This window comes from Xanthomonas sp. LMC-A-07 (genome assembly GCF_030208825.1).
In the GTDB taxonomy this organism is placed as follows: Bacteria; Pseudomonadota; Gammaproteobacteria; order Xanthomonadales; family Xanthomonadaceae; genus Xanthomonas; species Xanthomonas campestris.
In genome coordinates, this window is record NZ_JARVTF010000008.1 from 593,389 (window position 1) to 612,859 (window position 19,471).

General features: G+C 66.3%; 16 protein-coding genes. 8 read left to right on the plus strand and 8 right to left on the minus strand.

Annotated features, from left to right (window positions below):
* Positions 1–47: 47 nt before the first annotated feature.
* Complete coding sequence (locus tag QRM89_RS10020; protein WP_285447923.1) at positions 48–440, minus strand: endonuclease domain-containing protein; 393 nt, start codon at positions 438–440, stop codon at positions 48–50.
* A gap of 354 nt (positions 441–794) precedes the next feature.
* The gene (gene hppD, locus QRM89_RS10025) at positions 795–1,910 is read right to left on the minus strand and encodes a 4-hydroxyphenylpyruvate dioxygenase (protein ID WP_012437179.1); all 1,116 of its coding nucleotides are present in this window, start codon (positions 1,908–1,910) and stop codon (positions 795–797) included.
* Positions 1,911–2,032: 122 nt separating this feature from the next.
* Between hppD and QRM89_RS10030 the strand changes: the two genes are divergently transcribed.
* On the plus strand, positions 2,033–2,521 hold the full coding sequence (locus QRM89_RS10030) for a MarR family transcriptional regulator (protein ID WP_285447924.1): 489 nt from the start codon (positions 2,033–2,035) through the stop codon (positions 2,519–2,521).
* Positions 2,522–3,015: 494 nt separating this feature from the next.
* On the opposite strand, the gene QRM89_RS10035 is transcribed toward QRM89_RS10030, so the two are convergent.
* From QRM89_RS10035 to QRM89_RS10045, 3 genes are all read right to left on the minus strand, one after another.
* Positions 3,016–3,606 carry a thioredoxin family protein gene (locus tag QRM89_RS10035; RefSeq protein ID WP_070689500.1) on the minus strand — a complete coding sequence of 197 codons (591 nt, stop codon included), beginning with the start codon at positions 3,604–3,606 and terminating at the stop codon, positions 3,016–3,018.
* An 11-nt stretch (positions 3,607–3,617) separates the two neighbouring features.
* Complete coding sequence (locus tag QRM89_RS10040; protein WP_274392836.1) at positions 3,618–5,138, minus strand: oligopeptide:H+ symporter; 1,521 nt, start codon at positions 5,136–5,138, stop codon at positions 3,618–3,620.
* Between the two features lie 408 nt (positions 5,139–5,546).
* Positions 5,547–6,443 (minus strand): tryptophan 2,3-dioxygenase family protein, encoded by an 897-nt coding sequence (locus QRM89_RS10045; RefSeq protein ID WP_011035685.1) that lies wholly within the window; start codon positions 6,441–6,443, stop codon positions 5,547–5,549.
* Between the two features lie 465 nt (positions 6,444–6,908).
* Between QRM89_RS10045 and QRM89_RS10050 the strand changes: the two genes are divergently transcribed.
* The 6 genes from QRM89_RS10050 to QRM89_RS10075 all read left to right on the plus strand — a co-directional run bounded on the left by QRM89_RS10050 (position 6,909) and on the right by QRM89_RS10075 (position 16,498).
* Positions 6,909–10,490, plus strand: coding sequence for a lamin tail domain-containing protein (locus QRM89_RS10050; protein WP_285447925.1), 3,582 nt, complete (start codon positions 6,909–6,911; stop codon positions 10,488–10,490).
* Between the two features lie 177 nt (positions 10,491–10,667).
* Positions 10,668–11,756 carry a pyruvate dehydrogenase (acetyl-transferring) E1 component subunit alpha gene (pdhA, locus tag QRM89_RS10055; protein WP_285447926.1) on the plus strand — a complete coding sequence of 363 codons (1,089 nt, stop codon included), beginning with the start codon at positions 10,668–10,670 and terminating at the stop codon, positions 11,754–11,756.
* Entirely contained in the window at positions 11,749–12,819 is a 1,071-nt protein-coding gene (locus tag QRM89_RS10060) for an alpha-ketoacid dehydrogenase subunit beta (protein ID WP_042597370.1), read from the plus strand. Before pdhA ends, QRM89_RS10060 begins: the two co-directional genes overlap by 8 nt.
* Before the next feature lies 1 nt (position 12,820).
* Positions 12,821–13,204 carry an SH3 domain-containing protein gene (locus QRM89_RS10065; protein WP_040940478.1) on the plus strand — a complete coding sequence of 128 codons (384 nt, stop codon included), beginning with the start codon at positions 12,821–12,823 and terminating at the stop codon, positions 13,202–13,204.
* Complete coding sequence (locus QRM89_RS10070) at positions 13,201–14,667, plus strand: dihydrolipoamide acetyltransferase family protein (protein ID WP_285447927.1); 1,467 nt, start codon at positions 13,201–13,203, stop codon at positions 14,665–14,667. The genes QRM89_RS10065 and QRM89_RS10070 overlap by 4 nt, the downstream gene beginning before the upstream one ends.
* Before the next feature lie 553 nt (positions 14,668–15,220).
* On the plus strand, positions 15,221–16,498 hold the full coding sequence (locus QRM89_RS10075) for a DEAD/DEAH box helicase (RefSeq protein ID WP_115541183.1): 1,278 nt from the start codon (positions 15,221–15,223) through the stop codon (positions 16,496–16,498).
* 117 nt (positions 16,499–16,615) lie between these two features.
* Here the strand turns inward: QRM89_RS10075 and QRM89_RS10080 are convergent, their stop codons facing one another.
* Positions 16,616–16,948, minus strand: coding sequence for a DUF6172 family protein (locus QRM89_RS10080; protein ID WP_057671235.1), 333 nt, complete (start codon positions 16,946–16,948; stop codon positions 16,616–16,618).
* A 192-nt stretch (positions 16,949–17,140) separates the two neighbouring features.
* The gene (locus QRM89_RS10085) at positions 17,141–18,022 is read right to left on the minus strand and encodes an NAD(P)-binding domain-containing protein (protein ID WP_285447928.1); all 882 of its coding nucleotides are present in this window, start codon (positions 18,020–18,022) and stop codon (positions 17,141–17,143) included.
* A gap of 77 nt (positions 18,023–18,099) precedes the next feature.
* Between QRM89_RS10085 and QRM89_RS10090 the strand changes: the two genes are divergently transcribed.
* Entirely contained in the window at positions 18,100–18,477 is a 378-nt protein-coding gene (locus QRM89_RS10090) for a winged helix-turn-helix transcriptional regulator (RefSeq protein WP_285447929.1), read from the plus strand.
* A gap of 146 nt (positions 18,478–18,623) precedes the next feature.
* Here the strand turns inward: QRM89_RS10090 and QRM89_RS10095 are convergent, their stop codons facing one another.
* A complete protein-coding gene (locus tag QRM89_RS10095; RefSeq protein WP_323370754.1) occupies positions 18,624–19,430 on the minus strand; it encodes an oxidoreductase in 807 nt (268 codons plus the stop codon).
* Between the last annotated feature and the right edge of the window lie 41 nt (positions 19,431–19,471).

Consider the following 19,471-nt stretch of genomic DNA (forward strand, 5'->3'; position numbering starts at 1 on the left):
AGTTGGATCAAGCCGCTCTTACCGAAAAAGAGCTCAAGCTCGGAGGATCAAGCCCCTCTCCCGTCGGGAGAGGGGTTGGGGTGAGGGTACGGCGGCGCCACGACACGACAGATCGCCTCGAGCACCGCATCCAGCGAAAGCAGTACATCGTTGTTCCAGAACCGCAGCACTGTCCATCCCTTCGATTGAAGCCACCGCGTCCTTGCCTGATCGCTGGATGCCTGATGCTGCGATCCATCGAGCTCAATAATCAACCTTACTTCCACGCAACAGAAATCCGCGATGTACGGTGGAACTGGATGCTGACGCCTGAACTTGAGACCTTGCAGCTGGTTGCTGCGTAGACAGCGCCAAAGCTCACGTTCTGCGTCTGTCATCTTCGCGCGTAACGCACGCGCGTTGGTGAGTGCGACAGTGGGCAATGGCGGTTTGATGTTCATCGCTCCACCGTACCCTCACCCCAACCCCTCTCCCGTCGGGAGAGGGGCTTTAGGCGCCTGCGTTTTTAGCGTTTCATTGCGTCAGACGTCACCCTGTGATCTCGCTCCGCGCGTCAGTGGCCCGCAAGCAGCGCCCTCTGCACCTATGTGCGACGGGCTTTCCGCGCTGATTTTGCATTGCACATCGTGTCAAACGGATCGCCAGATGCTTCTAACGCTAGTCGCAAGATGCTTTCAGACATGGCGCATCGCTCAATCCTCAGCACGTCCAACCATCCGCACCAGTCACGCCTCACTCAGCACAACACACCGCTTCAGAGCCAATTCCAAATAGCCACGCCCAAATCCCGGCTATCAAAGCACCCCACGCTTCATCTGATCGCGCTCGATGCTTTCGAACAAGGCCTGGAAGTTGCCTTCGCCGAAGCCTTCATTGCCCTTGCGCTGGATGATCTCGAAGAAGATCGGGCCGATGCAGTTGGTGGTGAAGATCTGCAGCAACTTGCGCTGCTTGGTGTCCACGTCGGCGTCGATCAGGATCTTGTTGCGACGCAGGCGCTCGACGTCTTCGCCATGATCGGGAATGCGCAGGTCCACCACGTCGAAATAGGTGTCCGGCGTGTCCAGGAACGTGACGCCGGCAGCGCGCATCCGTTCCACCGAGGTGTAGATGTCGTCGGTGAAGCAGGCGATGTGCTGGATGCCTTCGCCCTGGTAAGCGTCCAGGTATTCGTTGATCTGGCTCTTCGGGTCGGACGACTCATTGAGCGGAATGCGCACGATGCCGTCCGGGGCAGTCATCGCCTTGGACACCAGGCCGGTCTTGGCGCCCTTGATGTCGAAGTAGCGGATCTCGCGGAAGTTGAACAGCCGCTCGTAGTAATCCGACCACTGCTGCATGTTGCCGAAGTACAGGTTGTGGGTCAGGTGGTCGATGAAGGTGAGCCCGAAGCCGGCCGGGTGCTGGTCGGCGCCCTCGATTGCCTCGTAGTCGGCGTCGTAGATGCTCCCCGCCTCGCCGTAGCGGTCCACCAGGTACAGCATGCAATCGCCAATGCCCTTGACCACCGGCGCCGGCACCGCGCGCGTGTCGGGCTTGTTCTGCACGGCTTCGCCGCCGTTGCCGAGCACGGTCTGCAGCACGGTATCGGCCGGGGTGCGGAAGCGGATCGCAAAACCGCAGGCGCAGGGGCCGTGCGCGGCGGCGAAATCGGCCGCGAACGAATCCGGGTCTTCGTTGAGCAGGAAATTCACCCCGCCCTGGCGATACACCGTGATCGGGCGGCTGCGGTGGCGCAACACCGCGGTGAAGCCCATCTTGCGGAAGTAGTCGTGCAATTGCGCAGCCTGGCCGGCGGGGGCGGCGAATTCGACGAATTCGAACCCGTCGATGCCCATCGGATTTTCAAAGGTGGTGACCTGCATGCCCGGGTCTGGGCGCGTTGCAGTGGTGTTCGGTTGTGCGCTCATCGTCGTTTCTCCACGCTAGGGCGCCCGCGGGGCTATGCGGGGTGGCAGAAGACCCGCGAGAATGCGCAGGCCACCCTCCGTTTGTAGTTGCAAATGAAACCAAAATCAAGACACAGTGCAACATGAGCGATCTCGACACCCCCACACCGTCGCCGCATCCCGTCCTGCTCAACCTCGAGCAGTTCCTGCCCTATCGCCTCAGCGTGCTGTCCAACCGCATCAGCGGCAACATCGCCAAGGTCTACGGCGACCGCTATGGCATGGCCATTCCCGAGTGGCGGGTGATCACCATCCTGGCACTGTATCCGGGCTCCTCGGCCAGTGAAGTGTCAGACCGCACGGCGATGGACAAAGTTGCCGTGAGCCGCGCGGTGGCGCGCCTGCTGGAGCGGGGCTTCATCCGGCGCGAAACGCACGGCGACGACCGCCGCCGCTCGATGCTGGCGCTGTCGTCGGCCGGGCGCCAGGTGTACGAAACCGTGGCACCGCTGGTCAACGAGATGGAGCAGCGGCTGATGTCGGTGTTCAGCGCCGAAGAACAGCAGACGCTGGAACGGCTGATCGACCGCCTGGCCAAGGACGGGTTGCCGCGGATGGCCAGCAAGGACTGAGTGCGGGTCTGCGGTGCGGCTTCGGGGAGCAGCGCTGGTTCGGGCGTGCGCTGTGCGCCATCCGCGTTCTGGAAGAGCACGCCTGCGGTCTGTTCGATGCGCCGCATGGCGATGGCATGAAATTGTCGCGGCCAGCGTTGCATGTGCCGGGGCGTTGGCCTACGACGTGTGTCGCGACCTGCGGCTACGCAAGCAGAGCCGCGCGGTCTCTGCGCAGTCACAGGTTCGCGGCCCACTGCGTCGCTTCACGCGCGCGCATTCGCAGCCGGCGTCGTCGCGCCATTCCCGGCAGAGCGCGGTGCGTTGCGTTGCGCTAGCCAGCACGCACCTGCACCACCGCATCGGTTATCTGCGCTGCTGGGCGTCCACTGCCACGCACCTGCACGCCCGGATCGGCTTGGGCACATGCGGCACGCAGCGATCCAGCAAGCCACCCTCAACAAAAACCCCCGCACTGGCGGGGGTTTTTGTTTTAACTCCAGCAGGAACCGTGCTCAGGCGTCCGGCGGCGCCCACTGCTTGAGAAAGTCGAACAGCTTCTTGCGGTCGTAGCCATCGCCCTTGCGCAGTTCCGGGCCGGCCTGCAGCGTCAGCGGCTTGCCGTCGTTGTCCAGCACCAGCAGCGAGGGGAAGTCGTTGAGCTGGGCGAACTGCGACAGGAACGCGGCATTCTCGTTGGACGCATCGCGGTTGACCTTGACCACCACGAAATGCGCGTCACGGAAGCTGCGCAGCTCCGCATCGCCGCCCATCACCTCGTCCAGTGCCTGGCACGGCGCGCACGCGGCATTGCCGACATTGAGCACGATGCGCTTGCCACCGCGCTTGGCTTCGACCTTGGCCGTTTCCAGATCCGCTGCCGGATCGCGCGAGGGGTCGTACTGCGCATTGAGCGCGGCCGCCGCAGCGATATCCGCCGCGGTGGGCGTGTTGCCCGAGGACACCGGCTGGCTGGGATCGGCACTGGGTGGTTTTTGCATGGAAGTGTCCAGCGGCCGTGGCGCCTGTTGCTGGTCGGTGGGCTGCCCGCAGGCGCTCAACAGACCTGCCATTAGCAGGCCACAGACAGTCGCTTTGATCGGCATTGCGGTTCTCCTCACTTCACACCATGCATCAGTTTGTTGATCAACGGCGCGATCAGGAACAGCAACGCGCCAGCGCCCAGCAGCGCCCAGAACCCGAAGGTATACCCGCCCAGGGCCGAGGACACGCTCATGCCTTCGCTACCGCTGACATGGCCGGCAAAAATCCCCGACAGGTTGTTGCCGATGCCGGTAGACAAAAACCAGCCGCCCATCCCGAAACCGACCAGACGCACCGGGGCCAGCTTGGTCACCATCGACAGGCCGATGGGCGACAGGCACAGCTCACCCACCGACTGAATCACGTAGACCATGAACAAGGTCCAGAACGGGATCTTGCCGGCGTCGCTCACCAGGCTGGAGAGCGCAAACATCAGCAGCAGGAACGCCAGACCGTTGAAGATCAGGCCCAGGCCGAACTTGCGCGGAATGGACGGATTGAAGCGGCCGGACTTGACCCAGATCCAGGCGATCACTGGCGCCAGGGCGATGATGGCGATGGAGTTCACCGACTGGAACCAGGCGGTGGGGAAGGTCCAATCGCCGAACGTGCGGTTGACGATGTTGTCGGCCAGGAAGGTGAACGAGCTGCCGGCCTGTTCGAAGAACATCCAGAACAGCACGTTGAAGGCGAAGATGATCAGCATCGCGATCACCTTGTCGCGCTGCACCTTGCCCTCGCGGATGCCTTCGATCAACAGCAGCACCGACAGGCCGATGAACAGCACCGTGAGCACCGCCTGCAGCACATCCGCGCCGACTGCCAGCAGGAAATACACCACCGGGATCGACACCAGGCAGCCGCCCAGCACCATCAGCACGCGGCCCATGCCCTGCGCGTTGGGCGCCGGGGCGCCGATGCCGGCCAGCTGACGGCGGCCGATCCAGAACCAGACCAGGCTGATCAGCATGCCCATGCCCGAGGCCATGAACACCATCTTGTAGGACGGCATGGCTTCGGTGCCGAAGACCTTTTCGGCCAGCAGTTGGGTCAGCACCGGCGAGATCATCGCGCCGAGGTTGATGCCCATGTAGAAGATGGTGAACCCGCTGTCGCGGCGCGGGTCGGCCACTGAATACAGCTTGCCGACCATGGTGGAGATGTTGGGTTTGAACAGCCCGTTACCCACCACCACGGTGGCCAGGCCGATCTCGAACACCACATGGTTGGGCACCGCGATCAGGAACAGGCCCGTGGCCATCACCGCCGCGCCCACCAGGATGGAGCGCTGGTAGCCGAGCACGCGGTCGGCCACGTAGCCGCCGAAGATCGCCGCTGCGTACACCAGCGCCAGATAGGCGCCGTAGGTGCGCCCGGCCGGGGCCTGGCCGCTGGCTTCGCCGCCAAAAAACTGCGCCACGATGTACAGCACCAGCGCCCAACGAATGCCGTAGAACGCAAAGCGTTCCCAGAATTCGGTCATGAACAGCATCCACAGCGGCCGGGGGTGGCCGAGCAAGGTGGGGAACTGGGGAGGCGCAGGCGGTTGCGGCGGAGTGGAAGCGGAAGTCGGCGCGGCAGCGTCAACGCTCATGAAGTGTCCCTTGCGTATTCAGTAATGGCTGGGTGCCTGGGGCGAACCCGGGGCGACGCGCGAGGATCACTTAGACGTCATGTACGCGTCAAATTCGCCGGACGCGGCGACCGGATGGGGATGGGTGGAAACGCCCGCATCTCCCACCGCCGCATGCCCGCTTCCCCTTCTCCCGCCGGGAGAAGGTGCCCGCAGGGCGGATGAGGGTGCGATGTCGCTGGTTGGTGCCGATCGCCGAAGTACGAGCATCAGCAAGTAGCTGATCCCGGGGATGAGGCCCGTACCCTCACCCCAACCCCTCTCCCGCCGGGAGAGGGGCTTCGAGCGACTTCTCCACTAAGTGCTTTCCCGAGTAAGTGCTCTCCCGAGCTTCAGCGCCCCCCTGCGTTGCCAAGCTTTTTGCCTCGCTCAGCGCTTCCCAGCGTCCGCACTCCCCTGCGGCGGTCGGTTGTCCACGCCTACGGACGTACGCACGTCGAACAGCTCCGGGAAAAAGGTCAGTGCCAGGGCCTGCTGCAGGAACCCCACGCCGCTGGAGCCGCCGGTGCCGCGTTTGAAGCCGATCACCCGCATCACCGTGCGCATGTGCCGGAAGCGCCACAGCTGGAACTGGGTTTCCACATCCACCAGGTCTTCGCACAGCGAATACTCGCGCCAGTAGCGGTCGGTATTTTCGTAGATGCGCTCGAACACCGGCCGCAGCGTGTCGTCGGCCACGTGCGCGGCGGTCCAGTCGCGGGCCTGGTATTGCTGCGGAATCGCATGCCCGAAGCGCGCCAGGTAACGCAGGAATTCTTCGTACAGGCTCGGGGCTTCCAGCACTTCGCGCAGCCGTGCCTGGCCGGCAGGGTCATAAGCGAACACCTGCAGCATCTGCGGATTCTTGTTGCCCAGCAGGAACTCGATGTAGCGGTATTGCAGCGACTGGAAGCCCGACGAGGGGCCGAGCACATCGCGAAACCCCATGTACTCGCTGGGGGTCAGCGTTTCCAGCACCGACCATTGCTCGGTCAGCTGGCGCAGCACCTGCTTGCTGCGCGCCAGCACCTTGCGGCATTGCCAGACCTCGTCGCGCTGCAGATGCACGATGGCCGCGCGCAGTTCGTGGGCCAGCAGTTTCAGCCACAGCTCGGAGGTCTGGTGCTGGATGATGAACAGCATTTCGTCGTGGTGCGCCGGCTCGGACAAGGGCTGCTGCGCACTCAGCAACTGGTCCAGGCGCAGGTAGCCGCCGTAGGTCAGCCGCCCTTCCAGATCGGTGTGGATGCCGGGTTCCAGGTCACGCAGGTTCTTGTCGACGGGCATGGGAAAGCGCTGACGATGGGCAGGCAAGGGTAGCGCGGTGGGGCCGGCTTGGCAGCGGGGTGGGAATGGGGAATGGGGAATGGGGAATGGGGAATGGGGAATGGGGAATGGGGATTCGGGATTCGGGATTCGGGATTCGGGATTCGGGATTCGGGAAAGAATGCGCGTTGCTGGTGCTTGGTGCTGAAGATCGGCTCGGATTGGAAGCCTGACTGGCGCGGCAGTAGCGCAGGCACGTCATCGATCAGCGGGCTCTGCCGCGCCGCGCGCAGTCGCGCCCGGCGGTCCTTCACTGCTGAAAAAACCGGCTCTCTCCACAGGTCCAGTCGCAGCCGCTGCGCCGGTGTCACCCTATCGTCAACCTGAGCCTGCAAATTCATGCAGAATCGAACAGCGCTGCCGGCCAGGGACGTGGCCGGACCAGGGGAGCGCTCCACGTCTCAAGGATCAGGGGACTCTCATCTCATGCAAGTGTTGCAGCGTCGTGCAGCCTTATTCGTCTGTGCGCTGGCGTTTGCCGGCCACGCCAGCGCCGAAGTCGTCATCAGCCAGGTCTACGGCGGTGGCGGCAACAGTGGCGCCACCCTCCGCAGCGATTTCATCGAGCTGCACAACACCGGCACCACCACGGTCAGCCTGGACGGCTGGTCGGTGCAATACGCCTCGGCCGCCGGCAGCAGCTGGCAGACCACGCCATTGGCGGGCACGGTGCCGGCCGGTGGCTATTACCTGATCAAACAGGCCGATGGCAGCGGCGGCAGCGTTGCGCTGCCCACGCCCGATGCCACCGGCACGCTGGCCATGAGCGGCACTGCCGGCAAGGTGGCGTTGCGCAACAGCACCGCCGCGCTGAGCGGCACCTGCCCCACCGAATACGCTGATCTGGTCGGCTACGGCAGCAATGCCAGCTGCGCCGAAGGCAACGCGCCCGCCCCGGCGCCCAGCAACACGCTGGCGGTGCTGCGTGGCAGCGAAGGCTGCAGCGACACCAATAACAACGCTGCCGATTTCGCCGCTGGCGCCCCGGCCCCGCGCAATGCCGCCAGCGGCGCACGGCTGTGCAGCGGTGGCGGCCAGCCGATCGCCACGCTGGCCGATGCCAGCCAGGCCGAAGGCAACGCCGGCAGCCGCAGCGTCGTGTTCACGCTGAGCCTGAGCCAGCCGGCCGGTGCCGGTGGCGTGCGCTTCACCGCCGCTACCGCCAATGGCACCGCCGTGGCCGGCAGCGACTACGTGGCCCTGCCCGCCACCAGCGTGCAGATCGCCGCAGGCGAGCGCACTGCCACCGTTGCGGTGGAGGTGCTGGGTGACACCACGCCCGAACCCGATGAAACCTTCACCCTGCAGATCAGCGGCCTCACCGGCGCGCTGCCGGCTACGCTGAGCGCCACTGGCACCATCGTCAACGACGATTTCCAGCTGCTGCCGATCCACGCCATCCAGGGCAAGGGCGCACGCTCGCCGCTGGAAGGCCAGGTGGTGGCGACCTCCGGGATCGTCACTGCGCGCCGCAGCGCCGGCTTTTTCCTGCAGGCACCGACGGCCGAAGCCGATGCCGACCCGGCCACCTCCGAAGGCGTGTATGTGTATACCGGCAGCGCCCCGCCGGACACCGCCGCCATCGGCAACCGGGTGCGCGTGCAGGGCACGGTGATCGAATACGTGCCCACCGCCGACCCGACCCAGCCGCCGCTGACCGAGATTGGCGGCACCCTGACCGTGCTGCTGGATTCCACCGGCAATGCGCTGCCTGAGCCCATGCTGCTGAGCCCGGCCCTGCCCAACCCGAATGGCGCCTTTGATCAGCTCGAAGCGCTGGAAGGCATGCGCGTGGCGGCGCCCAGCCTCACCGTCAATGCGCCCACCGGCGGCAACGTCAACGAGACCACCGCCACCGCCACCAGCAACGGCGTCTTCCATGCCGTGGTCAGTGAATTGCCGCGCGCCTTCCGCGAGCCCGGCGTGCAACTGCCCGACCCCCTGCCGGCCGGCTCGCCGGCGGGCGTGCCGCGCTGGAACACCAATCCGGAAGTGATCGCCGTCGGCAGTGCCGGGGTGGGCGCCGAGCGCCTGGATCTGGCCGCCGGCTGCCGCGTGTTTAATGTCGTCGGCCCGCTGGATTACAGCTTCCGCCGCTACACGCTGTACCCGGAACGCACCCCGCAGGTGAGCTGCAACGGTGCCGACCAGCCGCGTCCGGCGCCGCGGCCGCAAGCCGACGACGTGGCCGTGGCCACTTACAACATGGAGCGCTTCTTCGACGACCAGAACGACCCGGCGATCGGCGAACCGGTGCTCACTCCGGCTGCATTCCAGGCCCGCCTCAACAAGGCCTCGCTGGCGATCCGCAACTATCTGCACACGCCCGACATCCTGGGCACGGTGGAAGTGGAAAACATCAGCGTGCTGCAGACCCTGGCCGCCCGCATCAACACCGACGCCGTGGCCGCCGGCCAGCAGGACCCCAAGTACGTGGCGTATCTGCAGGAAGGCAATGACGTTGGCGGCATCGACGTCGGCTTCCTGGTCAAGACCGCCGACGTCAGCGGCGGTGTACCGCGCGTCGAAGTGGTTTCGGTGGCGCAGGAAGGCAAGGCCACCACCTGGACCGAACCGGGCGGCGCGGTGAGCCTGCTCAACGACCGCCCGCCGCTGGTGCTCAGCACCCGCGTGCATCAGGCCGACGGCCGCGTGCTGCCGCTGACCACCATCGTGGTGCATCAGCGCTCGCTCAACGGCGCCGAAACCGATGACGCCGCCGGCACCCGCATCCGTGCCAAGCGCCAGGCGCAGGCCAGCTACCTGGCGCGTTTACTGCAGGCGCGCCAGCAGCTGGATCCGGCCGAACGCGTGCTGGTGATGGGCGACTTCAACGCCTTCGAGTTCAACGATGGCTATGTGGACGCGATGGGCACGGTCACCGGCAAGCCGGCCGCGGATGCGCAGACGGTGGTCAGCGGTGATGGCATCGATCTGGTTGACCCGGACTACACCGACCTGACCTGGTTCAACACACCGGACCAGAGTTACTCCTACGCGTTCGATGGCAACGTGCAGTCGCTGGACCACATCCTGGCCAACGACGCCTTGATGCGCGCATCCAACATCGCCTCGTTGTCGGTGGGCCATGCACGCATCAATGCCGACTTCCCCGGCACCGCGCGCAACGATGCCAACACGCCCACCCGCCTGTCCGATCACGATCCCACCGTGGTGCTGTTACGCATGACGCCGCAGGTGAATGCAGACATGCGCGTGGCAGTTACCGCAGCACGTGATCAGGTGCTCGAAGGCGAGCGCATCGACTACACCGTGGATGTGGAAAACGGCGGTCCGGATCGGGCACCGTTCACAGCGCTCGCGCTGGTGTTCGACCTCCCGGTGCAAGCCCGCATCACCGCGCCCGCCGGTTGGATCTGCCAAAACCTAACCAATGCCACGCAGACCACGTTCACCTGCAACATCCCGCTCCTGGCCGCCGGCAACGCGCAGAGCTTCACCGTGCAGCTGGATGCCGGTGCGGACCTGGCGGGCCGCACGCTCACCCTGGCCGCCTCGGTCGCCTCGCAATCGCCCGACCCGCAGCCGGACAACAACACCGACACCGCCAAGGTGGCCGTGCAGGCCCGGTTGCGCAGCGACCTGGCCGTGCGTCTGGAAGGCCCCGCCAGCCTGCCGACCACCGCCTTCAACGCGAGCTATCGCGTGCTGGTGGACAACCGCGGCAACGCACCGGCAACCGGCGTCAGCGTGCGCGTGGAGGGCAACACGCTGTCTGCGCTGTCGCTGCTGGTGCCCCCACGCGGCTGGCGCTGCGACAAGCAGCTGCAGTCGCTGCGCAGTGCGGTGTTCGTCTGCACCACTACGGCTGCGCTGCAGCCCGGTGCGCAGACCGCCTTCCAGCTGACCGTGGCGACCAAGCCGATCCCGGCCGAACGCGCGGTGCAGGTGCAGGCCACGGCCAGCTCCAGTTCACCGGATGCGAACCCGGCCGACAACGCTGCGCGGATCAGCACTCCAATTGGAGGCGGCGCCGGGCTGCGTTGATCGCACTGCAACACGTCGCAGTTTTCAACTGTGGCAAAGGGCGCGGCCTGGTCCGCGCCCTTTTTTTTGTGCAACCCAGCATCATTGTGTGCTGCGGTGCAGGACAGCTTTTTGCTTCGCCGTCCTTAACATCGCAACTCATATCATTTGAAACTTCTTGATGAAGGTGTCGCCGCAATGAGCGTAGCCGCGCAGTTCGAAATCGAATATCTGCAATACATGGATGCGGACGGCCAACTGGTCCGCGACGATCTGCCGGCCGACGCCGCCAACCCGCAACAGTTGCTCGCCCTGTTCAAGCGCATGCTGTTCGTGCGCACCTTCGACAGCAAGTCGATCGCGCTGCAGCGCACCGGCAAGCTCGGCACCTACGCCGCCAGCCTGGGCCACGAGGCCACCCATGTGGGCATCGGCGCTTCGATGCGCAGCGGCGATGTGTTCGCGCCCAGCTACCGTGAATACGGCACCATGTTCGAACGCGGCGTGCGTCCACGCGATGTGCTGCTGTACTGGGGCGGCGACGAGCGCGGCAGCGACTACCCGCGCGATGCCGATGCGGCGATCGACTTCCCGATCTGCGTGCCGATTTCCACCCAATGCCTGCACGCGGCCGGCTCGGCGCTGTCGTTCAAGCTGCAGGGCAAGGCGCAGGTGGCGGTGGCGTGCTGCGGCGATGGCGGCAGCTCCAAGACCGACTTCTACGCCGCGCTCAACTCGGCCGGCGCCTACAAGCTGCCGCTGATCCTGTGCGTGATCAACAACGGCTGGGCGATCTCGGTGCCGCGCTCGGCGCAGACCGGTGCGCAGACACTGGCGCAGAAGGGCCTGGCCGGCGGCCTGCACTGCCTGCAGGTGGACGGTAACGACCTCATCGCCGTGCTCGAAGCCATGCGCCAGGCACGTGCGCGCGCCCTGGCTGGCGATGGCGGCACCGTGATCGAATTCCTCACCTATCGCCTCACCGACCACACCACCGCCGACGACGCCCGCCGCTACCGTGGCGAGGACGAAGTGAAGCAGGCCTGGGCACGCGAACCGATGCTGCGCCTGCGCCGCTATCTCACTGCGCAAGGTCTGTGGGACGAGGCGCAGGAAGACGCCTGGAAGGCCGAGTGCGGCGCGCGCATCGACGAAGAGGTCAATGCGTATCTCAATACCCCGGTGCAGCCGGCGGAAGCGATGTTCGATTATCTGTACGGCGACCCGCCGGCCGAACTACTGGCCCAGCGCGCCGAGGTCATCGCCCTGGAGGCCCGTCATGGATGAGCTCAACCACGCACAGCTCGCCGGCTCACAGCAGGCCAGTGCCCCTTACAACGCCGCTGCCACGCGCGGAGAGATCGCCATGAGTTCGCCCATCACCCTGATCGAAGCCATCACCCAGGCGCTGGCCTGGGAGCTGGAACACGACCCCGCGGTGCTGGTGCTGGGCGAGGACGTGGGCGTCAACGGCGGCGTGTTCCGCGCCACCGCCGGCCTGCAGCAACGCTTCGGCAGCGCGCGCGTGCTCGACACGCCGCTGGATGAAACCACCATCGCCGGGCTGAGCGTCGGCCTGGCCGCGCAAGGCATGAAGCCGGTGGCCGAAGCGCAGTTCGACGGCTTCGTGTATCCCATGGTCGATCACCTGATCTGCCACGCCGCACGCCTGCGCAACCGCACCCGTGGCCGCCTGCATTGCCCGATGGTGCTGCGCGTGCCGTGGGGCGGCGGCATCCGCGCACCGGAACATCACAGCGAAGCAAACGAAGCCATCTTCACCAACGTGCCTGGTTTGCGCGTGGTGCTGCCGTCCTCGCCGCAGCGTGCCTACGGCCTGTTGCTGGCCGCGATCCGCGACCCGGATCCGGTGATCTACATGGAGCCCAAGCGCATCTACCGCCAGTACAAGGAAGTGGTGGCCAATGACGGCGAAGCGCTGCCGCTGGATGTCTGCTTCGTGCTGCGCGACGGCACCGACGTCACCCTGGTGACCTGGGGCGCGCAGGTCAAGGAAGCGCTGGAAGCAGCTGACAAACTGGCCGGTGAAGGCATCAGCGCCGAAGTCATCGACGTGGCCACGCTGCGCCCGCTGGATTTCGACACCATTGCCGAATCGGTCGCCAAGACCGGCCGCTGCGTGATCGTGCAGGAAGCCCCGCGCACCGCCGGTTTCGGTGCGGAGATTGCTGCGCAGCTGGCCGAAAAATCGATGTACGACCTGCTCGCTCCGGTGGAACGGGTGACCGGCTATGACACGCACATCCCGCTGTTCCGGCTGGAGATGAAGTTCCTGCCCAGCGTGGAGCGCATCGTCACCGCCGCCCGCCGCGCGGTGGCTGCCGGCTGACATGCGCGCCCGCCTGCTTTGCGACTACCGCGCCGCTTACGCCAACCCGATCCGCTTCCATGCCGGCCAGCAGGTCGCCATTGGGGTGCGCGATGAAGAATGGCCGGCGTTTGCCTGGGTGAACACCGGTGAAGGCCATGCCGGCTGGGCGCCTGTGGCCTGGCTGCGCCCGCTGGGCGACGGTCTGGCTGAAGCGCTGCGTGATTACGATGCACGCGAGCTCGATGCCCACCAGGGCGAGCACGTGCTGCTGCATTACGAACACGGGGGGTGGTGGTGGTCCGAGCGTGCCGATGGCACGCAGGGCTGGCTGCCGGCCGCCGACCTCGAACTCCTCGACGACACCACGCCGCAGTTGCAGACGGCGCAAGAGAACCTGCCATGAGCGAAGCCAAGAATTTCCACCTGCCCGACCTGGGCGAAGGCCTGCCCGACGCCACCATCGTCGAATGGTTCGTCAAGGAGGGCGACCCCGTGCGCCTGGACGACCCGCTGGTGTCGATGGAGACCGCCAAGGCGGTGGTCGAGGTGCCCTCGCCGTTCTCCGGCACCGTGGTCAAGCTGGCTGGCGCGGCCGGCGATGTGATCACCACCGGTGCGGTGCTGGCGCAGTTCGCGCTGGATGCCTCGCAGCCGCAGCGTGCCGACGGCCAGGACACCGGCCACGGGCATGGCCATGGCGCGCCTGCCGCAGCGCCGACTCCGAGCACCGGCGAAAGCGCGGCCGGCCCCACCACCCGCGTGGTGGCCTCCGATGAGGGCGGCGAGATTGCCGATGCCGACAGCGACGGTGGCCGCGACGATGCCGGCACCGTGGTCGGCGCGATGCAGAGCTCCAACGCCGTGCAGAGCGAGCAGGCCATCGCCGTGGGCGGCGTGCGAGCCATGCCGGTGGTGCGCGCGCTCGCACGCAAGTTGCGCGTGGACCTGACCCAGGTGCGCGCCACCGGCCCGGATGGCACGGTGACGCTGGTGGACGTGAAGCAGGCGGCGGCGGCAGGCACGGCGCAGGCCGTGCGTGGCGCAGTGATCGCGCCAATCGGCGGCGCAGCGGCGGCAAGCCTTGGCGGCGATCATGGGCAGCGCCCGGCCGCAGCCGGCACGACGTCGCCGCAGGCCAACAACACCACACGCACTGCCGACCAGGCGCGCTCCACGCTGTCGGCCAGCGGCAAGCCGATGCGCACGCAATCGCCGGGCACCCTGGTCAAGGGCCAGCCCGAACAGCTCAAGGGCGTGCGCCGCAACATGGCACGCGTGATGGCCGATGCGCACAGCAAGGTGGTGCCCACCACGCTCAACGACGACGCCGACCTGCACGCCTGGCAACCCGGCAACGACGTCACCGTGCGCCTGGTACGCGGCATCGTGCGCGCTTGCCAGGCCGTGCCCGCGCTCAACGCCTGGTTCGACGGCGAGGCGCTGAGCCGCACGCTGCACCCGCAGGTGGACATCGGCATTGCGGTGGACACCGAAGAAGGCCTGTTCGTGCCGGCACTGCGCAACGCCGACATGCTGGACGCGCACGGCATCCGCGAGAGCATCAATCGCCTGCGCCAGCAGGTGGAAAACCGCAGCATCGCCGCGTCCGAGCTGAGCGGCTACACCATCTCGCTGTCCAACTTCGGCATGTTTGCCGGCCGCTACGCCACACCGGTGGTGGTGCCGCCGTGCGTGGCGATCGTCGCCGCCGGCCGTGCGCGCTACCAGCTCACCCCGGTGATGGGCGGGGTGGAAACGCACAAGGTGATGCCGCTGTCGCTGACCTTCGACCACCGCGCCGCCACCGGTGGCGAAGCGGCGCGTTTTTTGCGCGCACTGATCGACGATCTGGCATTGGCCAACTGAGTGGTTGTCCAGTGGCGCCAGATGGCGTCACTGGGCTGTTGCAGCGCCCTGGACCGTGCTCGTGCTAGGCGCTGCCTTGCGCCCTACTGCCGTCGTGCGCTCTGCGCCAGACCCTGTTGAATCCGTGCAACCGCACTGCGTGCTGCACCGCAGCTCCCCATGACGATTCGTCTGTGCGGAATGTTGGTTTGTGCGCGCAGTGATGCACGCAATTCCGCCAGTGGTTTTCAGGCTGTTTGCCCGTAAGCTGAGGAAGCCAGGCACGCCGCATGCTCAAACCCATGCGGCATTTGCGTGCCTGCACTGACAGATCGAGTGCGCCGCGCCTTTGCACCTGGCTGCGCTACAGCACGACACCGCTGCATGGGTAGCCGCATGCTGCTGCACGGCAGACACCTCGGAACAACAGCCTGCGTAGCGCCACCACGACGCGCTACCTCGCCTGCGTTGATGCCGGCCCCGGAGCGTCCGTTTTCCTTCGCAGACACAGGCATAGAACCCCCATCACGCCCGCAGTCAGCCGCTGCGCTGCAAATGGTCGGATAATCGCCGTATGTCATTTGCCCACCTCTCGCTGTCGCCAACGCTGCAGCCCTGTTTCGATACCGCACTGGCCAAGGCCGGGCACCACACGCCCACGCCGATCCAGCAGCAGGCAATTCCGGCCATGCTGGCCGGGCGCGACCTGATCGCCATGGCGCAGACCGGCTCCGGCAAGACGCTGGCCTATGCGCTGCCGCTGCTGCAACAGCGCATGCAGGCGCCGGACCAGGCACCGCGCGTGCTCGGTGGCCTGATCCTGGTGCCCACCCGCGAACTGGCCGCCCAGGTGGAGCAGAGCCTGCTGCAGCTGGCCGCGCATCTACCGCGACGGCTGAAGATCGTCGCCGCTACCGGCGGCAGCTCCATCAACCCGCAGCTGATGGCGTTGCGGGGCGGCGCCGACATCGTGGTGGCCACGCCAGGGCGCCTGCTGGACCTGGTAGAACACAACGCGCTGCAGCTGGGCACAGTGGCCACGCTGGTGCTGGACGAAGCCGACCGCCTGCTCGACCTGGGCTTTGGCGCCGAGCTCGAACGCATCCTGACGCTGCTGCCGGCGCAGCGGCAGAGCGTGCTGTTCTCGGCCACCTTTCCGCCGGCAATCACGGTCTTGGCCAAGCGCCGCCTGCGCGACCCGCTGCGCATCACCATCGCGGCCACCCCTGAGCAGGCCCCGGCCATCGCCCAGCGCGCCATCGCCGTGGACGCCGGCCTGCGCACCCAGCTGGTGCGGCAGTTGCTGCAGGACCACGGCTGGCCGCAGCTGCTGGTGTTCGTGGCCAGCCGGCACACCGCCGAAAAAGTCGCCGAGAAGCTGGAAAAAACCGGCATCACCGCACTGCCGCTGCATGGTGACCTGAGCCAGGGCCGGCGCGAGCGCACGCTGCACGCCTTCAAACAGGCCGAGGTGCAGGTGCTGGTGGCCACCGATCTGGCTGCGCGCGGCATCGACATCGCCGCGCTGCCCGCAGTGCTCAACTACGACCTGCCCCGCGCCACGGTGGACTACACCCACCGCATCGGCCGCACCGCGCGGGCCGGTGCCAGCGGCACCGCGATCAGCTTCGTCACACCGGACAGTCAACCGCAGTGGCGCCTGATCGAAAAACGTGAGGGTGCGCGCGTGCCGGTCGAGGTGTTGGCAGGCTTCGAGCCAACCGCCGCGCCGCAAACCGATGCAACCGCGCGTGCGCCGGACACCACCGGCGGCATCAAGGGCAAGCGCCCGAACAAGAAGGACAAGCTGCGCGCGGCCCAGGCCGCCGCGGCATCCGGCGACCAGCACTGATACCGGCGCGCCGATGCGCGCTTCAACCCCAGCGTGGTGCGGCTGGTGCGCAGGCGGGTGGTAAGCCCGCGCATGCGGTGACGGCCAGAGCCGGCAGCGCGCAGGCGCGGGACGCTCTTAGTCCTGCTCGAAATCCAGCTCATCGCCGTGGTCGCTTTCGCCGGCCACACGCGGAGTGCGCTTGCCCGGCTTACGCAGGATCTCCACGAAATACTGGTCGCCGCCTTCGCTGGTCAGCGCATTGATCGCGCGGATCAACTCGGCCGGCGGCAGCGGCGCGGCGCTGGCTTCGTCCACGCCAAAGCGCATGTCGAAGTCCCAGTAATCGGCGCCTTCCGGCAAATCCTTGCGGCGCTCGCGGCGGATGTACTTGCGGATATCGTTCTTGCTGGCTTCCAGCAGACGGTCGCGGTTCTTGCCTTCGAGGTTGAGCTGGTAGGTCTTGCGCATGGGGACATCGTTCCGGAACTGGCCGCCTATTGTGAGGCCGCGCGGCCATTCTGGGTGAATCGCCGGCCACAGCGGCCTTGAGGTCACGCGCTGGCCGCACAGCCCGGCAGTGTCAGAAGACGGGCTTTCGACGATCAGGTCAGTGACGCCTGATGCAGAAGCGCTGGTCAAGACAACGATCTGGCGGACGCGCTACCGGTTGAAGCAGTGCCGCCACGCGGACGCGCTAGCCAGGCGATAGACGCCAGACTGGCGGCACGCTTCCCCACCGACCAGCGCTGCACCGGGCGGCACTCCAGCGCCGTCCCGGTGGCACGCACCGGCAGGCTCAGTCGGCGTGTTCAACGCACGATTCATCGCAATGATCTGCGCATGGCTGGGATTGGGGCCGAGCTTGGCGAACCACTGCGGCAGCTGATCGCGCTTGCCCGGCGCCACACCCGGGACCGCTGCAGCCAGCGCCGCACGCATGCGCGCTGCGTCGTCGTCGCAACAATACGCTGGGGTGCCGGGCTGCTGCCGCCAGGAGTCGGCCAGCGCGCCACCATCGACAGGATCGAAACCGACCTGATCCACCAGCTGCATCACGGTCTGCTTGGCGGCGGCATCGTCGCCGGCCACCGCAACCGCCAGACGCCCCGCACTGCCGGCCGGTGTCCCGCGCTCGGCCAGCGACTCGGCCAGGATGTTGTTGAACGCCTTGATCACCGGCCGGCCGATCTGCTCGGACACCCAGGCGCTTTCCGGCGTGCCGGCATTGAGCGCGGCAATGCGTGCATCGCGCATGCCCGGGTAATAGTTGCTGGTGTCGATCACAGGCACTTGCGGCGGCACTGCGTCGAACAGCCCGGCCGCAAGCTCGGCAATGGCGGGCAATGGAATCGCAAGCACGATCAGATCGACATCGCGCACCACCTCGCGCACATCCGCCGGGGTCACGCCGATCTCTTGCGCAAACGCGCGCACGCCCTGCTCACCGCGCGAGTTGGCAACGCGGACGTCGTGTTGCGCGGCATGCAGCTTGCGCGCCAGGGTGCCGCCGATATTGCCGGTTCCAATGATTCCAATCCGCATCGGTGTGCCTCATCACGTGGTCAAGACACCAGTGTTGGGGCCGCGTGCAGCAATGAGAAGAACGCACGAAAAAGTAAGTGACTTACCGAAGGCATAGGACGGCCACGCGCGACGGGGACTGTGGCGGCCCGCAACAACGCCTGGAGTGGGCCGCATCCACCGCCGATGCACTGCGTGTGCTCGAGGGCACGTGGAAGACCATCATCCTGTGCCGGCTGTTATCCGCCGAGGCACCGCTGCATTTTTCCGATCTGGAGCGGCGCATCAATGGCATCAACCCAAAGGATGCTTGCGCGGCAGCTCGAGCAACTGCAGGCCGACGGCATCGTGCAGCGGCCGCTTATGCGCAGATTCCGCCACGGATCGGCTACGCCTTGACCCAACTCGGCACTGCGCTGGGCACTGCGATGCAGGCGCTGATCGAATGGACCAAACTGCGCCGCATGCTGCGCTGACGTCGGTACGCATTGATCGGCCACGCCACACCGCGCCGCGCTATCCGGCGCGCATGCGACTCACACAGCAGCCAGTATCACGCGTGCAGCGCCATGCAGTGCCTCAGCACGTCACATCAGCAGCACGCACAGTGTCCGCATCAAACTCAGCGCAGCCCCAGCTTCTTGCGCAAGCTCGAATCCACTGCAGCAGAGGGCATGAAGCGACGCAAGGTACGCAACAACGAGGCTTCACCCGCAGGCGTACGCCGCATGCGCCATGCGCCCAGCGCGGCGTCCACAACCGTTTCCGCCACGCGGTCCGGTGGCGGCGCAGCAGTGATGGTCTGCATCACCGCACGGCTGACCACCCCGCGCTCGCGATCGTAGTCGCTGACTGCTGACTGCGTGAGGGGCGAATTGCTGCCCAGGCTGGTCTTGGTATACGAAGGCTCCACCAGGCTCACGCGGATGCCGAACTGACGCAGCTCATGGTCCAGCGTTTCAGACAGGCCTTCCACCGCGTGCTTGGAGGCGGCGTACACGCCCATGTAGGGCGCTGGCAGAAATCCCAGCACCGAGCTCACATTGACGATGCGCCCCTGGCGCTTGGCCCGCATGAAAGGCGCCACCGCCTGCACAGTGCGCAAGATGCCGAGCACGTTAGTGTCGAACAACGCAGCTGCCTCGTCGGTGCTGGTTTCTTCGATGGCCCCTACCAGGTTGGACCCTGCGTTATTGACCAGCACATCAATGCGGCCGGTCTGATCGATGACGGCATCGATGGCCACCCTCACTGACGCGGCGTTGCGGACATCCATCTCGATCAACTGCACGCCAGGCAATGGCACGGCATTGGCTCGATCGCGCACCGTGCCGTAAACCAGGCAGCCGCGTGTGGCGAAGCGCGCGGCCGCCGCGCGGCCAATTCCCGAGGACACGCCAGTGATGATCACCACAGTTTGCTGTTGCATAAGGCTACCTTGCATGGGATGAAGCGTGACAGGACACGACA